The sequence below is a fragment of the Deltaproteobacteria bacterium genome, assembly GCA_016210005.1.
Lineage (GTDB): Bacteria > Desulfobacterota > Binatia > HRBIN30 > JACQVA1 > JACQVA1.
Genome location: JACQVA010000053.1, coordinates 14,204 through 30,833, shown reverse-complemented (window position 1 = coordinate 30,833; position 16,630 = coordinate 14,204). Strand labels below are relative to the sequence as shown.

Below are 16,630 nucleotides of genomic sequence, written 5' to 3'. Positions count from 1 at the left end.
CCCCCAGCGGTTGCGGTCAGGGTGTAGGTTGCGGTGCGGGTCGGCGGTTGGGTCCTGGTGCTCGTGGGGGTGGATGGAGGGCGAGTACTGGTAGCCGTGCGGCTGGCGGTCCTGGTCGCGGTTTGCGTCGGTGTGCGCGTCGCCGTGCGAGTCGGGCTGGCGGTTCGAGTTAGTGTCGCGGTTGGGGTCGGCGGCACAGTTCTGGTGTTGGTGGGCTGACCCACAGCGGTCGCCGTCGGCGCCACGGTGGGTGGTCGGGTCGCTGTCTTGGTGCGGGTCGCGCTACGCGTTGGGGTCGCGCTCGGAGTAGCGCTGGGAACCCGAGTCCGAGTCGCCGTGCGGGTAGCCGAAGGCGTGCGGGTCGGGGTAAGCGTCGGGGTGCTAGTCGGCGTGCGCGTGGGAACGCGGGTCGAGGTGGCAGTCGGCAGGCGCAGCGTAGAGGTCGTTGTCGGAGCAATCTGGCCCCAGGCGCGTGCGCAAACGCACAGCGTAACTAGTGACAGAGCCATGGCCCGAGTGCGGCGCATCATTGCCCACCTGTGCAACCTACGTTCCAGTGCCGAACGGCAAAACCCTGCTGCCGATCTTCGCCGCCGCCGTCAACACGACAGCACAGCGGGCGCGAATACGGCAGCGGCATGGCAGGAGGGAGACCGGTGCCGGCGTCGTCGCTTCACGGAATTCGGAAGCCGCAGCGCGATCAGCTCGAGCCGGTGCGACAACGGATTGGGGCATGCAAAATGCCACACGAGAAGGCGACGCACTCGCCTCCAGGTCGCCGCGGTGCGCCAACGGCCCGAGGCTAGGCGCAGCACGCGACTTGATTTGTTCCTTCGACAGTGGCTACAGACGACGGCTCGGGAGTGGGCGCACATGAATAACCCTTCGCATTATGAACCCCTTTCTGCCATGGATAGCTCTTTCCTGGTCTTCGAGGGCCCCCACACGCACATGCACGTCGGCGGCACGGCGATCTTCGAAGCCGCTGCGCTGGCAGGCCCAGACGGTGGCGTCGACATCGACCGTATCCGAACTTACATCAAATCGCGCCTGCATCTGGTGCCCCGCTACCGGCAGCGCATCGCCTTTGTGCCGCTGGAGAATCGGCCGGTGTGGGTTGACGACCAGCATTTCAACCTGAATTACCACGTGCGCCATGCTTGCTTGCCGCATCCCGGCGACGAGCACCAGCTCAAGCGGCTGACCGGCCGCATCATCTCGCAGCAGCTTGATCGCGGGAAGCCGTTGTGGGAGGCCTGGATCGTCGAGGGCTTGCAGGGCGGGCGCTTCGCGTTGGTGCTGAAGACGCACCACTGCATGGTGGACGGCCTTGCCGGCGTCGATCTGCTTACCGCCATCCTTGGCCCCTCGTCCTCGCAGGTGATCCACGATCCGCCACGCTGGGTTCCACGGCCCGCCCCGGGTAGGATCGAGTTGGTCCGTGACGCGGCGCTGCGCCGCGCCAGTGCTCCGCTGCAGTTGGCGCGCAAGCTACGGCAAGCGCTGAAGCAACCAGACCGCACCCGCGCAGAACTTTACCGGGACTTCGCTGCGGTGTTGCAGACGGTGGAATCGGCGCTGTGGCCGCCGGCACGCACCCCGCTCAATCGGCCGGTGGGCCCGCATCGGCGCTTTGACTGGCTGGCGCTCGACCTCGCCGAGGTGAAAGCGATAAAGCACCACCTCGGCGGCACGGTAAACGACGTCGTGTTGGCCACGGCAACGGGCGCGATTCATCGCTACCTGCGCCGCCGCCATCTTGATCTCACCGGCCTCAACTTCCGCGTTACCATTCCGGTGAACGTGCGGGCGCCGGAAGAGTACGGCACCATGGGCAATCGCGTCTCGGCTTGGCTTACGGCGCTGCCGGTCGCCGAATGCGATCCGCTTGACCGCTACGCGCGCGTGCGCGCGCTCACCGCCGATTTGAAGCATTCTAAGCAGGCCCTCGGCCCGCAGGTTCTCACCCAGGCGGCCGAGTGGCTCGGTCCCGCGGTGCTTTCGCTCGGCATCCGTTTGACCGCCTGGTTGCACCCGTACAACCTGATCGTGTCCAACGTCCCCGGTCCGCAGCAGACCTTCTATTTGCTCGGCGCCCCCATGCTCGAAGGCTTCCCGCTGGTACCGCTGTTCGAGAACCAGGGGCTGGCAATCGCACTGCTCAGTTACGCCGGCAAACTCTGCTGGGGTGTCAACGCCGACTGGGACCTGGTGCCCGATTTGCACGACTTCATCGGTGACATTCGGGCCGCCTTCTGCGAGCTGCGCGACGTCAGCGCGGGCCGGGTTGCTGGCGCGCGCGGGGGTGCGGTCGAGGCCGAGGGTCGCCGGCCACCGCGGCCTGCGCGAGCGCGCAAGCAGCGCCTCGAGCAGGCGCACACCCAGGCCAGCTAGCCAGGCCGCCGCGCCGTCGCTAGGGCGCACGGCAACTCGCACACCAGGCGCTGGGCGTAGCCGCGCCACAGTTGCTGAAGATCTCGCTGGACAAGGAATCCTCTCATGGGTATTGGTTCAAATGATGTGTAGGAAGAACTCTCCATGGAATTGACCGACATTTTGCACGCGGCGGTGAATCAGGAGGCGTCGGACGTTGTCCTCAAGGACGGCATGCCGCCGATGTTTCGTGTCCACGGGACGTTACGCCCCTGCGAGGAAGCCGGCGTGCTCACCTCGGAGCTGTTGCACGAGGCGATGAACTGGATCTTGGCGGACGACACCCATCGGCTGCGCTTTGCCACCGAACGCCATGCCGACGTCGCGTTCGACCAGCCCGGGCTGGGCCGCTTCCGCGTCAACGTCTTCCGGCAACGCGGCAAGGTCGGCATCGTGCTGCGCCTGGTGCCGCCGCGCATTCGCAGCCTCACCGAGCTGGGTCTACCGCCGGTTCTCGAGAAGTTGGCCAACGAGCGGCGCGGCCTGATTCTGGTCACGGGCCCGACCGGCAGCGGCAAGACCACCACCTTGGCGGCGATCGTTGAACACATCAATCAGAGCAGTGCGCGTCACGTGATTACGATCGAAGATCCGATCGAGTACATCCATCACGAGCAGCGCTCAGTGATAAGCCAGCGCGAGGTCGGTGACGACGTCAGTGACTTTCCCTCGGCTCTGCGCGCCGCTCTGCGCCAAAACCCTGATGTGATCATGGTCGGGGAGATGCGCGACGTCGAGACCATGGAGACTGCCATCATGGCGGCGGAGACCGGGCACCTGGTTCTCAGCACGCTGCACACCATGGACGCGCCCGACACTGTGCTGCGCATTGCCGGCGCGTTTCCCGAGCACCAGCGCGAGCAGATTCGCATGGTGCTGGCCACCGTGTTGCGCGGCGTGATCAGTCAGCGGCTATTGTTGCGCGCCGACAGCTCGGGCCTGATTCCATCGGTTGAGGTTATGGTCGGCAGCGCGCGCGTGCGCGAGTACATCGAGAAGCAGCGCGTGCGCGAGCTACCCGAGGTCATCGCGCAAGGGCAGAACACCTACGGCATGCAGACCTTCGACCAGTCGTTGCTCGCGCTTTACCGCGCCGGTCGCATCACCTACGCCGAAGCCTTGGCCCATTGCCGCAACCCAGCAGATTTCGAGTTGCAGGCCCGCGACCTCGGCAGCGAGGGCGGCGCGCAACGCCCCAAGTCGGAAAGCCGCGGCCCTTCCCGAGTGGAGTTGTAGAAGACCGCGACAGCGGCTAGCGCGCGCGCACGCGGCAGTGTAGAAAGCCGCGTGCTCGCGCGCGTGCTGTCGCTGTTGTTCTGGCTCTTCATTGTGGTCAGCTCGCTGCTGCTGTTCCCGGTCGCGGCGCTGATCTGGGCCAGCACCGTTCTCTTCGATCGCCGGCTGGTGCTGCTGCATCGGTTCACCTGCTGGTGGGCGTCGCTTTACACCTGGCTTAATCCGGTCTGGCGCGTGCACATCGAAGGGCGCGAGCGCATCCGGCCGGGCGTGGCCTACGTGATGGTGGCAAACCACCAATCCCTGCTCGACATTCTCGTCCTTTTCCGCCTGTTCGTGCACTTCAAGTGGGTGTCGAAGATAGAGAACTTCCGCGTCCCGGCAGTCGGCTGGAACATGCGGCTAAACCGCTACATCGAGTTGCGCCGGGGCGACCGGCAGAGCGTGGCGGAGATGATGTCCGCGTGTGAGCGGGCCATTGCCGGCGGGAACTCGATCATGATGTTTCCCGAAGGCACGCGCTCGCCCGACGGCCGGCTACGCGCCTTCAAGGAGGGCGCCTTCATCCTGGCGCAACGCACCCGAGCGCCGCTGCTGCCGATTGTGGTGCAGGGCACGGCGCAGGCGCTGCCGAAGCGCGGTTTCGTGCTCCAAGGTCGCCACGCGATCAGCGTGCGCGTGCTCGACGAGATCCCTTACGCCAGCTTTGCCAGCATGCCGGCGGAGGCCCTCACTCAAGCAGTGCGCAGCCGCATCGCCGCCGCGCTCGGTGAATCGACGCCGGCAACGGCATGACCCCGCCGCCGGCGCTGAGCGCGCCTCACTGCCCGCGGTCGCCGTGGATGATCTTCTGGCGCAGTCGCGCCAGGTCGTAGAACGCCCGCAAGATCACGCGCAAGTGGGCGCCGGTCTGCACCCCGGCCTCCCGCGGGTAGTGGTGCACGCCGACTTCCTTGATGCCGAAGCCCTTGCGAATGGCGCGGCCATAAAGCTCGGCGTTGATCAACGCGCCGGTGCTCTCTAGGGTGATAGCCTCGAAGACCTTCTTGGGAATGAGTTTGAAGGCGCAGTTGAGATCACGCACGCGTACGCCGAGCATCACCCGCACCAGAAAGCCGCCGAACAGCATGGCGTTTAGGCGGCGGATGAAGGGATCGCGGCGCTCGATGCGATAGCCGGTAACGATGTGCTGCTCATCCGTGGCCAGCGGCAGCACCAGCGCCAGGTCTTTGATATCGAACTGGCCGTCGCCGTCCATGTAGAAGACGAAGCGTTTAGCGGCGCCGTCGAAGCCGGTGCGCAGGGCCGCGCCGTAGCCGCGGTTGTGCGGGTGATGGAGCGGGCGCAGGCGCGGAAATTCCGCTACCAGCGCGTCGAGAATCGTCCCCGTGCGATCGCCGCTGCCGTCATTCACCACCAGCACCTCATAGTCGAGCCCGAGCGATTCCAGGTACGCTGCCACCCCGCGTACCACCCGCTCGACGTTGGCCTCTTCGTTGTAAGCCGGCAACACCACCGACAGCTCGCTGACCATGCCGGTCTGCGATTTGCTTTTTATCTCACTCACCATACAATCACCGCCGTATTGGACCGCTGCCCATGATCATTCAGTGCCCTTACTGCAACACGCGCTTCCAGCTCGACGATAGCCGGCTGTCCGCGCCCAACCCCATGCTCAAGTGCTCCCGCTGCCGGCACATCTTCCCGGGTCCGAACGCGGCATCGAAGAAGCCCCCGGCGCCGAAGCCGGCGTCGAGCCCGCCGGAAAACCTGTCGTTCACCTTTTCGGAGGCGTCACCCAGCGAGCCGCTGCCGCCGGCAGCCGACCTTACCATCGACGAGCCCGAGCCGGAGTTCGAACTCGGCACCGAACCGGCCGCACCGATGACGGCCCGCGAGCGCCGGTCGCCACCGGCGCAACGCCACGCCCTCGAGGAGCCGGACGTCACCCCGACCCGTGACGTTGTCGAGCCGGTGCGCGCGATTTTCGAAGCCGATGAAGAAGCCCCGTACGAGCCCCCGCCGCTGGCGCCCACCGCCGCCGACGACTTCGACGACGAGTTCCGCGACGAGGCGATTGCGCAGGAGGAGGAACCCTCGCCGGCGCCCGGCATCTCGGTGCAACCCGTGCTGATCTTTCTTGCGCTGGTGGTAGCGGCATACGGCGCGCTGGCGTGGACGTTGCGTTCCAATCCCGAGCTGGCCGACTCGCTGTTTCGCAAGCTGCCCTTCATCAGCGCGATCACCGAGGATCGCCTGCTCAATCGCAAGATCGTGCTCAGCGATGTCATAGGTGGGTATCAGCGGATCAAGGATGGCCAGGCCGTATTCGTCATCACCGGCCGCGCGCTGAACAATGCCCCGGTAACGGTGCGCAACATCCAGGTCGTCGGCCGCTTGTTCAACAACGCCAATACTCAGCTGGACGAGAAAACGATCTTCTGCGGCAACGTGGTCTCGACCAAGATCCTGAAGTCGCTGACCCAACGAGAAGTCTCGATTTTGCAAGACCTCAAGCCGCCCAAACGCTTCGGCATCGCTCCGGGTGAAGAGTCCACCTTCGTGATCGTGTTCATGCAGCCGCCGGCCGGGGTCACCGAGTTCAGCAGTCAGGTGCTTGCGGCTCAGCGTCAGGCCTGAGGCTCGCCGCCGCCCTCGCCCTTGCCGTCCTCGGGCTTCGGCGGTGTCACGTCGATCTCATCGGGCAATTTCACTGACTTGCGGAAGTTGCGGATCCCGCGGCCCAGCCCCTCGCCGATCTCCGGCAGCTTGCCGGCCCCGAAGATGATCAAGACGATCACCAGGATCACTATCAGTTCGCCGATGCCAAGTCCGAACATGTGCCAGGCTTCTCCCGGCAAGCTTATACGTGAAGGGCTCACGGCGGCGCAAGCCGGCCCCTGCCGCCTCCGGTGCGCTGGCCCGTGCCGCCCCGCCCAGCTACAATCGCCGCGATGACCGATCAGGCACGGCTGTCGTGGGCACTGGCGCTGTCGCTGCTCCTGCACCTGACGTTACTGGCGCTATTGCCCGTGCTGCGGCGGCTGGAGTTGCCGCTGGCAATGCCCAAATCTATCGAAGTCGATCTTAGCCAATTGCCTGCGCGCTCGGCGCCGGCGGCAAGACCGGCACCGGCCGAGAAGTCAGAGCCGGCGCCAGCCCAGCCGGCACCGGTGCTGTTGCCGGAACGGCAGATTGTCGCGCCTTCGGAGGCCGGCGAGCAACGAGCGCCGGAGAAGACCCGGCTGTTGAGCGACCGCGACAATACGGTCAGGGAAGAGATGGTTCGGCGTGGCGAGCCCGCAGCGGGCACCGAGGCGGCCGCACCACAGGCCGCGAAAGCAGAGCCACCAGCGCCCAAGCCCGCCGCCCCGGCGCAGCAACGCGTCGCTGCGCTTCCAAAACTCGAGCAACTGCTGCCCAAGGCTGGTGATCTTGCCCGCGCGCTGCCCCCGCCCGCGGAAAAGCACGACCAACCCCCGCCAAGCCGCAATCTGCTGGCTGGCGGCGGTGGGTCGTTCTCGCTCCGGCCCGGCTCCAACGATCTGCTGCCCGAGATCCGCCCGGGCGATTTGACGCTGCTCAACACCAAGGCCGAGTTGTTCGCCCCGTTCATCCGCCGCGTCGTCGCCCGCGTCTTCCAGCACTTCAGCATGCGGCTCAACCGCGTGCTGGCGCGCGACTCCTATGGCTCCGGCCGCGAGTACGCCGAGGTCGAGGCGATCATGAGCCCGAGCGGTAAACTGCTCGACGCGCGGGTGGTGCAGCGCGATAGTGGTACCACGCTCGCGGTTTATCGCGAGCTACTGGAGACCGCCAAGCCGGACGTGCTGTTCGACGCCAATCCGCCCGCCGGAGCCGAAGCTAGCGACGGCAACATTCACATCATTCTGCTCGTCGATCTCACGGTCCAGTCCCTGGTCGACCCGCGCACCGGCAAAGCCAGTGCCGGCTGTTACGGGGTGCTGGGTGCGGGTTTGCTCTGAACGCGAAGGGCGCCCAGCTCACCGCACGGGCGGCGATGCCGGCCGCCAACGCAGCACCGGACGGCGCGCGGCGCGGGCTTCGTCGAGCCGGCTCACCGGTGTACGCGTCGGGGCGCTGCGCACGACGTCGGGCGTGGCCAGCGCTTCGCGCGCAATCGCGCGCATGGCGGCGATGAACTCGTCGAGCGTCTCCTTACTCTCGGTCTCGGTCGGCTCGATCATGATGGCGCCGTTGACCACCAACGGGAAGTAGATCGTCGGCGCGTAGAAGCCGTAATCGAGCAGCCGTTTGGCGATATCGAGGGTCTTCACCCCTTCAGCCTCGAAGGCCTTGTCGCTCAGAACGCACTCGTGCATGCAGGTCTCGGGCACCGGTACGTGATACTGCGACTCGAGCGATTTGCGGATGTAGTTGGCCGCCAGCACCGCCATCTGGGTTGCCAGCTCCAGGCCGTCGCCGCCGAGGGCCAGAATGTAAGCATAAGCGCGCACCAGAATGCCGGCATTGCCATGAAAGGAGCGCACCCGTCCGATCGACTTGGCAAACGCTTCACTCCAGCAGATACCGTGGTCATCGCGCACCAGCCGCGGCACCGGCAGATAGGGCACCAGGCAGTCGCGCACGCCGATCGGTCCTGCGCCCGGCCCGCCGCCGCCGTGGGGCGTCGAGAAGGTCTTGTGCAGGTTGAACTGCAGCACGTCGGCGCCCATGTGCCCCGGCTTGGCCACGCCCAGCAATGCGTTCAGGTTAGCGCCGTCGAGATATACCAGCCCGCCACGCGCGTGCACCACCTCGGCCACCTGCACAATCTCGCGCTCGAACATCCCGAGTGTGTTCGGGTTGGTGATCATGATGGCCGCAACCTCTTCGTCCATCACCCGCTCTACCGCTTCGGCTTCGATCAACCCCAGGCGGTTGCCCGGCACCGACACCACGCCGTAGCCGGCGAGTGCGGCGCTGGCGGGATTGGTGCCGTGGGCGCTGGCTGGAATGAGCACCTTGGAGCGGGCTCCGCCGCGGTCGAGGTGATAAGCGCGTACCATCTTCATTCCGGTCAGCTCACCCTGCGCCCCCGCGGCCGGTTGCAAGCTGATGGCGTCCATCCCGCAAATTTCGGCGAGGCATTGCTCTAGCGCCCACATCAGCTCGAGCTGCCCCTGCGCCAGTTCATCCGGTGTCAGCGGATGCAAGCGAGCGAAGCCGGGCAGGCGCGCCAGCGCCTCGTTGAGCACGGGGTTGTACTTCATCGTGCACGAGCCCAGCGGATAAAAGGTGGTTGCAGCTCCGAGGTTCCACTGCGACAAGCGCAGGAAGTGGCGCAGCACCTCGGGTTCGCTGACCTCGGGAAAGCCCTCGATGAGGCCGCGCCGCAATTGAGCCGGCAGCAGATCCTCGGCGGATTCCACCGCTTCATCGACGGCGAAGGCCGCGCGCCCGGGCCGGCTGCGCTCGAAGATCAGCGGCTCATCAAGCAGCAAGCCGGCTTGCTTGCCTTGCCCGGCAATCATTGCAGCACCTCGACCAACCGCGCGATATCGGCCTCGCTGTGCATTTCGGTGGCACAGACCAGGAAGCAGTCCTCCAACTCGGGGTACCAGGCATGCAGCGGCAGGCCGGCCAGCACCCCATGCGCTTGCGCCGCCGCCACCGCCGCGCCGGCCGCGCTGCCGGCGAGCACGAACTCGTTGAACACCGGCCCGCTGAAGCGCCGCCGCCAGCGCCCACCAGCACACAGGGCCGTGGCCGCCGCGTGTGCGCGTTTGACATTCGCCAGCGCCAGAGCGCGCAAGCCGGCACGGCCGACCGCCGCCAGGTGCACGGTTACAGCCAGTGCCATCAGCCCCTGGTTGGTGCAGATATTGGAAGTCGCCTTCTCGCGCCGGATGTGTTGCTCGCGCGTGGCCAGCGTCAGCACGTAGCCGCGGCGGCCGCCGCCATCAACGGTCTCACCCACCAAGCGGCCGGGCATGAGCCGCACGTGTTCAGCGCGGGTGGCGAACAAGCCGACGCCGGGGCCGCCGTAGGAAAGCGTGCCGCCCAGGCTCTGTCCTTCACCCACAGTGATATCGACACCGCCGCTGCCCGGCGCCTTAACCGCGCCCAGTGCCAGGGTTTCGGGCGTCGCCGATATCACCAGTGCGCCCTGGGCATGGGCTGCGGTCGCGATCTCCTCGAGCGGCTCAAGCACGCCGAAGAAGTTGGGGTAACCGACAACGACCGCGGCGGTACGGTCATCGAGCGCTCCGGCCAGCGCCGCGCGCGCGATCGTGCCACTGGCATCAAAGCCGATTTCGACCACCTCAGCCTCGCTCGCACCGGCCAAGTAGGTGGCGATCACCTGCCGGTACTGCGGATGGAGGGCGCGTGACACCAGCACGCGCCGGCGCTTGGGCCGCACCCGCAAGGCCATCAACACCGCCTCCGCCGCGGCCGAGGCGCCGTCGTACATGCTGGCGTTGGCGACCTCCTGATCGAAGAGCATGGCCACCAGCGACTGAAACTCGAAGATCGCCTGCAGTGTCCCCTGGCTCACCTCGGGCTGATAGGGCGTGTAGGCCGAGTAGAACTCCGCCCGTTGCAGTATGTGATCGACCACCGCCGGCACCGTGTGCGCGTAGGCGCCGGCGCCCAAGAACGACAGCCAGTGCGCGCCCGGGCAGCGTGCGGCCAGCGCCTCCAAGCGCGCTCGCACCGCGGCCTCGGCTACACCCGGCGGCAGGTTTACCTGAGCGCGCGCGCGCAACTCAGCCGGCACGTCGGCGAACAACTCGGCCACCGACCCCACGCCCACCACCTCGAGCATGGCGCGGATGTCGTCAGGGGTATGAGGGATAAAGCGCATCGAAAGCTGGCCGCCTGTCACCGCCGGTCGGGCGGCATTACGCGACCAGTAGCGAGGCTAGACGCCGCAGCCGCAGGGCTACTCCTTCTCCTCGGCCACGTACTGCTCGTACTCGGCGGCGGTCATCAGATCGTCGAGATCGGTCTTGTCGCTCATCTCGACCTTGATGATCCAGCCGTCGCCATAGGGGTCTTCGTTGAGCATGTCTGGGCTGTCGGGCAAATCATCGTTGACTTCGAGCACCGCTCCCGAAATCGGCGCGAACACGTCGGAGACCGCCTTAACCGACTCGACCACGCCGAAGGCTTCATCCTTGCTCACCTTATCGCCCACCGCCGGCAGTTCGACGAAGACGATGTCGCCGAGCTGTTCTTGGGCGTAATCGGTAATGCCGACGGTGGCAACGCCGCCTTCCACCAGCACCCATTCGTGTTCTTTCGAGTATTTCAGATCCTCCGGAAACTCCATGCCTGCACTCCTCAACCGCGGCGATAGAACGGAAGCGACACAACAGTCGCCGCCACGGCTCGTCCGCGAATTTCAATTGCTAGTCTGGTGCCCACCTCTGCGCAAGCTGCCGCCACATAGCCTAGTCCAATCGCCTTGCCAAGCGTCGGCGACTTGGTGCCGCTGGTGACGGCGCCGACCGTCGCCCCGTTGTGCAAGATGGCGTAACCCGGCCGCGCGATGCCGGGCTCGTCGAGCACGAAGCCGACCAGTTTGCGCTGCAGCCCCCGCTGCCGCTGCGCCCGCAGCGCCGCCGCGCCTATGAAATCACCCTTGTTCAGGCGCACGACCCAGCCGAGCCCGGCTTCGAGTGGCGTGGTGTCTTCGGTCAACTCGTGGCCGTACAACGGCAGCGCGCGCTCGAGTCGCAAGGTATCACGCGCCCCCAAGCCGCACGGCAGCAAGCCCGCGGGGCCGCCAGCCTCGAGCAGCGCCTGCCAAATCGGCTCGGCCGCCGCCGGCGCACAGTATATCTCCCAGCCGTCTTCGCCGGTGTAGCCGGTGTGCGCCAACAGCGCGTCCTTACCAGCCACCTGCGCTTGGATGAAGGCGAAAGCCGGCACAGGGGCGAGCGCCACGGCGGTGAGCGGCTGCAAGATCGCCGTGGCCCGCGGACCCTGCAACGCCAGCTGCGCGAACTCGGTGCTGCAATCGCGCACCGTCGCTGCGCCCCGCTGCGCGTTCATCCAAGCGAAGTCCTTGTCGCTGTTAGCGGCATTGACGCAGAAGAGGTAGCGCTCGCCCGCCAGGCGGTGCACGAGCACATCATCGACGACACCGCCGGTAGGCAAACACAACAATGAGTACTGCGCCTGGCCGGCTTGCAAGCGCGCCACGTCGTTCACCGTCAGGCGCTGGCAGGTGGCCAGCGCCGCCGGGCCGCTGATTTCGATTTCGCCCATGTGGCTGACGTCGAACAAGCCGGCGCTGGTGCGCACCGCCGTGTGTTCGGCGATGATGCCGGAGTACTGCACCGGCATCTGCCAGCCGCCGAAGTCAACAAAGCGGGCGCCGAGTGCGGCGTGCGCCGCATACAGCGGCGTGCGTTTGGCGGCGGTCATAGGCTCCAGCGGTTCACGAGCATCGAGCCGCGCTACGCGCCCAGCGCTTCGGCAGCCGTGACGGTATTGCGCAGCAGCATGGCGATGGTCATCGGCCCGACCCCACCCGGCACCGGCGTGATGTGCGCGGCGCGCCCGCGCGCGACCGCGAATTCGACGTCACCGACGAGCTTGCCGTCGGCGCGGCGATTGGTGCCGACGTCGATGACGACACTGCCGGGGCGAATCCAGTCGCCGCGAATCAGCTCGGCCTGGCCCATCGCCGCCACCAGCACTTCGGCGCGAGCGACTTCGCCCGCCAGATCCCGCGTACGCGAGTGGCAGACGGTGACGGTGGCGTGGCGCTCGAGCAGCAAGAGGGCCAGCGGTTTGCCCACCAAGTTGCTGCGTCCGATCACCAGCGCGCGTTTACCCTTCAGCTCCACACCGGTAGTGTCGAGCAAGCGCATGATGCCCAGCGGCGTGCACGGGCGCAGCCCGGGTAAGCCCATCAGCAGGTGGCCCTGACTGAGGGGGTGCAGGCCGTCGACGTCCTTGCGCGGGTCGATGGCCGCGACGATCGCGTTGGCCTCGATCGGTTTGGGCAGCGGCAGTTGCACCAGGATGCCGTGCACGTCGCTCCGACGGTTGAGGGTATCTATGAGCGCCAGCAGCTCCGCTTGCGACGTGCTTGCCGGCAACTCATGTCCGAATGAGTTGATACCGGTATCCGCGCACGCCTTGCGCTTGTTGCGCACATAGGTAGCTGAAGCGGGGTCGTCGCCGACCAGCACGGTTGCCAGCCCGGGCACCACTCCACTGACCGCGTGCAGCCGCGCCACCGCCGCGCGCACCTCATCGCGCACCGCCGCCGCCACCAACTTCCCGTCGATGATCTCAGACATGGCGCGCCTATAAGCAGAAGGGCGCGGGCCTGTAAAGACGCCGGCGCCTGGTTGTGCGCGACCCTCAGCTGAATCAAGACGGCAACAGTGCAATCAGCAGAAAAGAAAGCCGAGCACTCCCCGGCCCCTGGCTTGACTGCGCGCCGCCAGGGGGACAAGAGTTGGCCCATGCGCTGCGGTCAGTGCGGCACTGAACTCATCGCCGGCAAGCAATTCTGTCACGCCTGCGGGGCCCGCGTCGTTCGCACTTGCCCGCAATGCGGCAGCAGCGTCGCCCCGGAGTTTCATTTCTGCCCCGACTGCGGCTTTCGCCTGGGCGAGGAGAACCCCAGCGTTGCCGCTGCCGAGCCCTCAGTCGTCGAGCGCGGCGATCGCTGGGCGCGTTTGGCGCAAGGCGTGCCCGAAGAGCTGGCGCAGAAGATCCGCGCCAATACGGCTGCCATCGCAGGAGAGCGCAAGCTGGTCACCGTGCTGTTCTGCGATCTTGTCGGCTCGACGGCAATCGCGGAGCGCATGGATCCGGAGGAGTACCACGACTTGCTCGAACAGTACCTCGCGCTCGCCTTCGGTGAGATTTACCGCTTCGACGGCATCGTCAACCAGCTTGCCGGCGACGGTATGATGGCCCTGTTCGGCGCACCGATTGCCCACGAAGATGCCCCGCAACGGGCGGTGCGGGCGGCACTGGCGATTCAGCATGCCCTCGCCAACTTCAACGCCACGCGCCAATCGGCAGCCGGCTGTGAGTTGCGCGCCCGTATCGGCATCAACACCGGCCCGGTCGTGGTTGGGACCGTCGGCAACGACCTCAAGATGGACTACACCGCGATCGGCGACACCACCAACTTGGCGGCGCGGCTGCAAGCGCTGGCTGCCCCCGGTGCTATTCTCGTCAGCGCTGCCACCCATCGCCGGGTGCGCGGCTTCTTCCAGTCGCGGCCGGCCGGCACCTTCGAGGTCAAAGGCAAGCGCGAGCCGGTGGCGGCCCACGAGGTCATCGGTCTGACGGACGCGGCCACACCTATGGCCATCGCGGCGGCGCGCGGGCTTACCCCCTTTGCCGGACGCACCGGCGAACTGGCGCAACTGCTCGCCTGTGCCGAGCGCCTGGACAGCCACCTGGCGCAAGTCGTTGCCGTGGTCGGCGACGCCGGGAGCGGCAAGTCCCGCCTGCTCTACGAGTTCAAGCGCCAGTTGGCGGCGCGCGAAGAGGTGGTCTTTTTCGAGGCCCACTGCTCCTCGATGGCGCAACTGCAGCCGTATGCGCCTTGGATCAGCATGCTGCGGCAGTATTTCGGCCTGGCCGCGGGAGAGACGCCGGATTGTGCCTGTGACAAGGTGGGACAACATGTGCGCCCGTGGGACGCTCGGCTCGACCGCCTCTATCCCTACCTCTGCCGCCTGATGTCGGTGCCGGCCGGCGAGTTGGCCGATCTGCCGGCGGATGAACTGAAGCGGGCGACGTTTGAAGCCGTAGCCGAGCTGGTCGGGCGCCTCAGCCAGCAGGCTCCCGTCTTCATTCTGTTCGAGGATCTCCATTGGATCGATGAGGCCTCGCGCGAGATGCTCGAACTGGCGGTCACCCGCATCCAAAGCGCCCGGGTCATGCTGGTGGTCAGCCATCGGCCGGACTATCAGCCGGCCTGGCGCACCCACGCCGCCTTCACTCAGCTCAACCTGCGCAGCCTCTCCGACAACGACATCACGGCGATCATCCGCGCCGTCGCCGGCGGGGTGCTGCCGAGTGAACTCGAACAGCTGATCCGCACGAAAGCCGAGGGCAACCCGTTCTTCGCCGAGGAGATCACCCGCGCGCTGATCGAGGAAGGCGACCTGGTGCGCGATAACAGCCACCTGCGGCTGGCGCGGCCGGCCGAGCAGATCCGCATCCCGGGCACGGTCGAAGAGGTCATCGGGGCGCGCGTCGACCGCTTCGGGCCCGACGCCAAGCGGGTGTTGCAGGTGGCCGCCGTGTTCGGGCGGCAGTTCCGCGGCTCGCAGCTCATCCGGGTGCTTGACAGCGAGGGCATCAACGTCGCAGCGCAGCTCGAGGAGCTCGAACGCCGCGGCGTGATTCACCGCAAGACGGCGATGGCGGATGACGAGTTCCGCTTTGGCGAGAGTCTGACCCAGGAAGTTGCGTACGAGAGCTTGCTGCTCAAGGAACGCCGGCAGCTACACGAGCGCATCGGCCTGTTGCTGGAAGCGCAAGCCGATGACACGAGCGCGGAGCACTCGGCCCTGCTGGCACATCACTTCGCGCGCAGCGACAGCCGCGACAAGGCCATCGGGGCGCTGCTGCGCGCCGCCCGCCGGGCCGAGCAACTACCCTTCTATCCCGCTGCCGCCGACCTCTATCGCCGGGCCTGGGAGCTGGCCGACGCGGCCGTGCGCGCAGCCCAGGACCCGGATGAACCGCTGCGCCGCGTTGCCGCCGATGCCGCCCTCTCGCTCTGCCGCATGACGGTGATTTACGGCTCGTCCGACGAACCGCAAAGCGAGCGGGTGGCGCAGCGTGGCCGCGAGCTGGCCGAAGCCCTAGCCGACGCCGAGGCCGTCGCCGGCTTCGATACCTATCACGGCATGATCGTAATGAGCGGCGCCCGCGAGCGCTTCGCCCACGGCCTGGCATTGGTCGAGCAGGGCTTGGCGGTCGCCCAAGGCGCGGGGCTCACTCTCGCGGCGATCAACATCTCGCGCGCGCTGGCTTGGAGCTACCTCCTGGAGGGGCGCCTGGCGCTGGCCCGGGAGACCTTCGTGCGGCTGGTCAGCGACCTGGAGCGCTGCGAACACGCGCACCAGCTTTCGGATCTGCGTCTCGGAGCGCACTCCATGCGTTCGGTGGTCCGCTATTTCTCCGATGACCTGCCGCAAGCCGGCAGCGAAGCGACGGAGACTTATGAGCTGGCAGTGCAGGCGTCCAACCGTACGGTCCAAAGTATGTGCGCGGGTACACTTGCCCTCACTCACTTCGCCCGCGCCGAGTATGCTGAGGCCAAGCGCTGGGCCGATCAAGCGCTGGAGGTCGCCCAGGCGATCGGCAACGTGGCGGCGATCCGCTCCGCCGCCATCGTCGCCCTGGGAGCGCGCCTAGCAGTGGGCGAGAGCGTGGCGGTGCCGCGCTATCTCGATCTCATCGAGCAGCGCCTCACCGCGCTCGGCGATCTGGCGTTGAAGAGCCACTTGGCCATCGACGCCTACCTGGCCAGCGGTGAGCTCAAGCGTGCCCGGCACCTGGCCGAGTCGGCCTACACTCACTCCGGCGGGCAGCTGCGACTGGCGCTGTGCGCCACCGCCCTCGGTGAAGTCATGCGCTGCCTTGGCCCCGCATACTGGCAGGAGGCCGCCCGTTGGTACGATGAGGCCATCCGCTTGGCCCAGGCCATAGGGACGCGCTCGACGCTAGCGCTGGCGAGCATTGGCGCCGGCGAGCTCGCCCGAGAGCAAGGTGATCACGCCACCGCGGCACGGCACGGCCAACAAGCCCTGGCCCTCTGCCGCGAAGTCGGCTTGGTCCGTTATCGCCAACGAGCCGAGCAATTGCTGGCGGCGGTCGGCGCCGGCAGCGGCGCTGAAGCAAGTGCCTGATCCGAAACCAGCGTTGGGTTACGGGGGGCACGGCAATGCGCCCGCGCGCGCAAAGCCCGGTTGCTAACGACGGACCGGAAGACAAGGACGGC

Annotated in this window: 14 protein-coding genes; 7 read left to right on the top strand and 7 right to left on the bottom strand. The window is 66.9% G+C overall.

The annotated features are described in order from the left end of the window. Positions 1-33: 33 nt before the first annotated feature. The 4 genes from HY699_05970 to HY699_05955 all read left to right on the top strand — a co-directional run bounded on the left by HY699_05970 (position 34) and on the right by HY699_05955 (position 4,464). Positions 34-219, top strand: coding sequence for a hypothetical protein (locus tag HY699_05970; GenBank protein MBI4515347.1), 186 nt, complete (start codon positions 34-36; stop codon positions 217-219). 690 nt (positions 220-909) lie between these two features. Then, complete coding sequence (locus HY699_05965; protein ID MBI4515346.1) at positions 910-2,394, top strand: wax ester/triacylglycerol synthase family O-acyltransferase; 1,485 nt, start codon at positions 910-912, stop codon at positions 2,392-2,394. A gap of 144 nt (positions 2,395-2,538) precedes the next feature. After that, a complete protein-coding gene (locus tag HY699_05960) occupies positions 2,539-3,669 on the top strand; it encodes a PilT/PilU family type 4a pilus ATPase (GenBank protein ID MBI4515345.1) in 1,131 nt (376 codons plus the stop codon). 51 nt (positions 3,670-3,720) lie between these two features. Then, complete coding sequence (locus tag HY699_05955) at positions 3,721-4,464, top strand: 1-acyl-sn-glycerol-3-phosphate acyltransferase (protein MBI4515344.1); 744 nt, start codon at positions 3,721-3,723, stop codon at positions 4,462-4,464. Positions 4,465-4,489: 25 nt separating this feature from the next. Here the strand turns inward: HY699_05955 and HY699_05950 are convergent, their stop codons facing one another. Continuing rightward, positions 4,490-5,203, bottom strand: coding sequence for a glycosyltransferase family 2 protein (locus tag HY699_05950; GenBank protein MBI4515343.1), 714 nt, complete (start codon positions 5,201-5,203; stop codon positions 4,490-4,492). 65 nt (positions 5,204-5,268) lie between these two features. Here HY699_05950 and HY699_05945 point away from each other — a divergent pair, with 65 nt between their 5' ends. Beyond that, positions 5,269-6,309 carry a zinc-ribbon domain-containing protein gene (locus HY699_05945; protein MBI4515342.1) on the top strand — a complete coding sequence of 347 codons (1,041 nt, stop codon included), beginning with the start codon at positions 5,269-5,271 and terminating at the stop codon, positions 6,307-6,309. Here the strand turns inward: HY699_05945 and tatA are convergent. After that, entirely contained in the window at positions 6,300-6,509 is a 210-nt protein-coding gene (gene tatA / locus HY699_05940) for a twin-arginine translocase TatA/TatE family subunit (GenBank protein MBI4515341.1), read from the bottom strand. The genes HY699_05945 and tatA overlap by 10 nt on opposite strands. Positions 6,510-6,623: 114 nt before the next feature. Here tatA and HY699_05935 point away from each other — a divergent pair, with 114 nt between their 5' ends. Beyond that, positions 6,624-7,655, top strand: a complete 1,032-nt coding sequence (locus HY699_05935) for a hypothetical protein (GenBank protein MBI4515340.1) — start codon at positions 6,624-6,626, stop codon at positions 7,653-7,655. Positions 7,656-7,673: 18 nt separating this feature from the next. Here the strand turns inward: HY699_05935 and gcvPB are convergent, their stop codons facing one another. The 5 genes from gcvPB to folD all read right to left on the bottom strand — a co-directional run bounded on the left by gcvPB (position 7,674) and on the right by folD (position 12,950). Continuing rightward, the gene (gene gcvPB / locus HY699_05930; protein ID MBI4515339.1) at positions 7,674-9,164 is read right to left on the bottom strand and encodes an aminomethyl-transferring glycine dehydrogenase subunit GcvPB; all 1,491 of its coding nucleotides are present in this window, start codon (positions 9,162-9,164) and stop codon (positions 7,674-7,676) included. Beyond that, positions 9,161-10,498, bottom strand: coding sequence for an aminomethyl-transferring glycine dehydrogenase subunit GcvPA (gene gcvPA, locus HY699_05925; protein MBI4515338.1), 1,338 nt, complete (start codon positions 10,496-10,498; stop codon positions 9,161-9,163). The genes gcvPB and gcvPA overlap by 4 nt, the downstream gene beginning before the upstream one ends. Positions 10,499-10,576: 78 nt before the next feature. Beyond that, positions 10,577-10,966 (bottom strand): glycine cleavage system protein GcvH, encoded by a 390-nt coding sequence (gene gcvH / locus HY699_05920; GenBank protein MBI4515337.1) that lies wholly within the window; start codon positions 10,964-10,966, stop codon positions 10,577-10,579. An 11-nt stretch (positions 10,967-10,977) separates the two neighbouring features. Next, positions 10,978-12,066: a glycine cleavage system aminomethyltransferase GcvT gene (gcvT, locus tag HY699_05915; GenBank protein MBI4515336.1), complete on the bottom strand. Its 1,089-nt coding sequence runs from the start codon at positions 12,064-12,066 to the stop codon at positions 10,978-10,980. Between the two features lie 32 nt (positions 12,067-12,098). Beyond that, positions 12,099-12,950, bottom strand: coding sequence for a bifunctional methylenetetrahydrofolate dehydrogenase/methenyltetrahydrofolate cyclohydrolase FolD (gene folD, locus HY699_05910; GenBank protein MBI4515335.1), 852 nt, complete (start codon positions 12,948-12,950; stop codon positions 12,099-12,101). 168 nt (positions 12,951-13,118) lie between these two features. On the opposite strand from folD, the gene HY699_05905 reads away from it, so the two are divergent. Continuing rightward, positions 13,119-16,538 (top strand): AAA family ATPase, encoded by a 3,420-nt coding sequence (locus HY699_05905; GenBank protein ID MBI4515334.1) that lies wholly within the window; start codon positions 13,119-13,121, stop codon positions 16,536-16,538. Positions 16,539-16,630 lie beyond the last annotated feature (92 nt).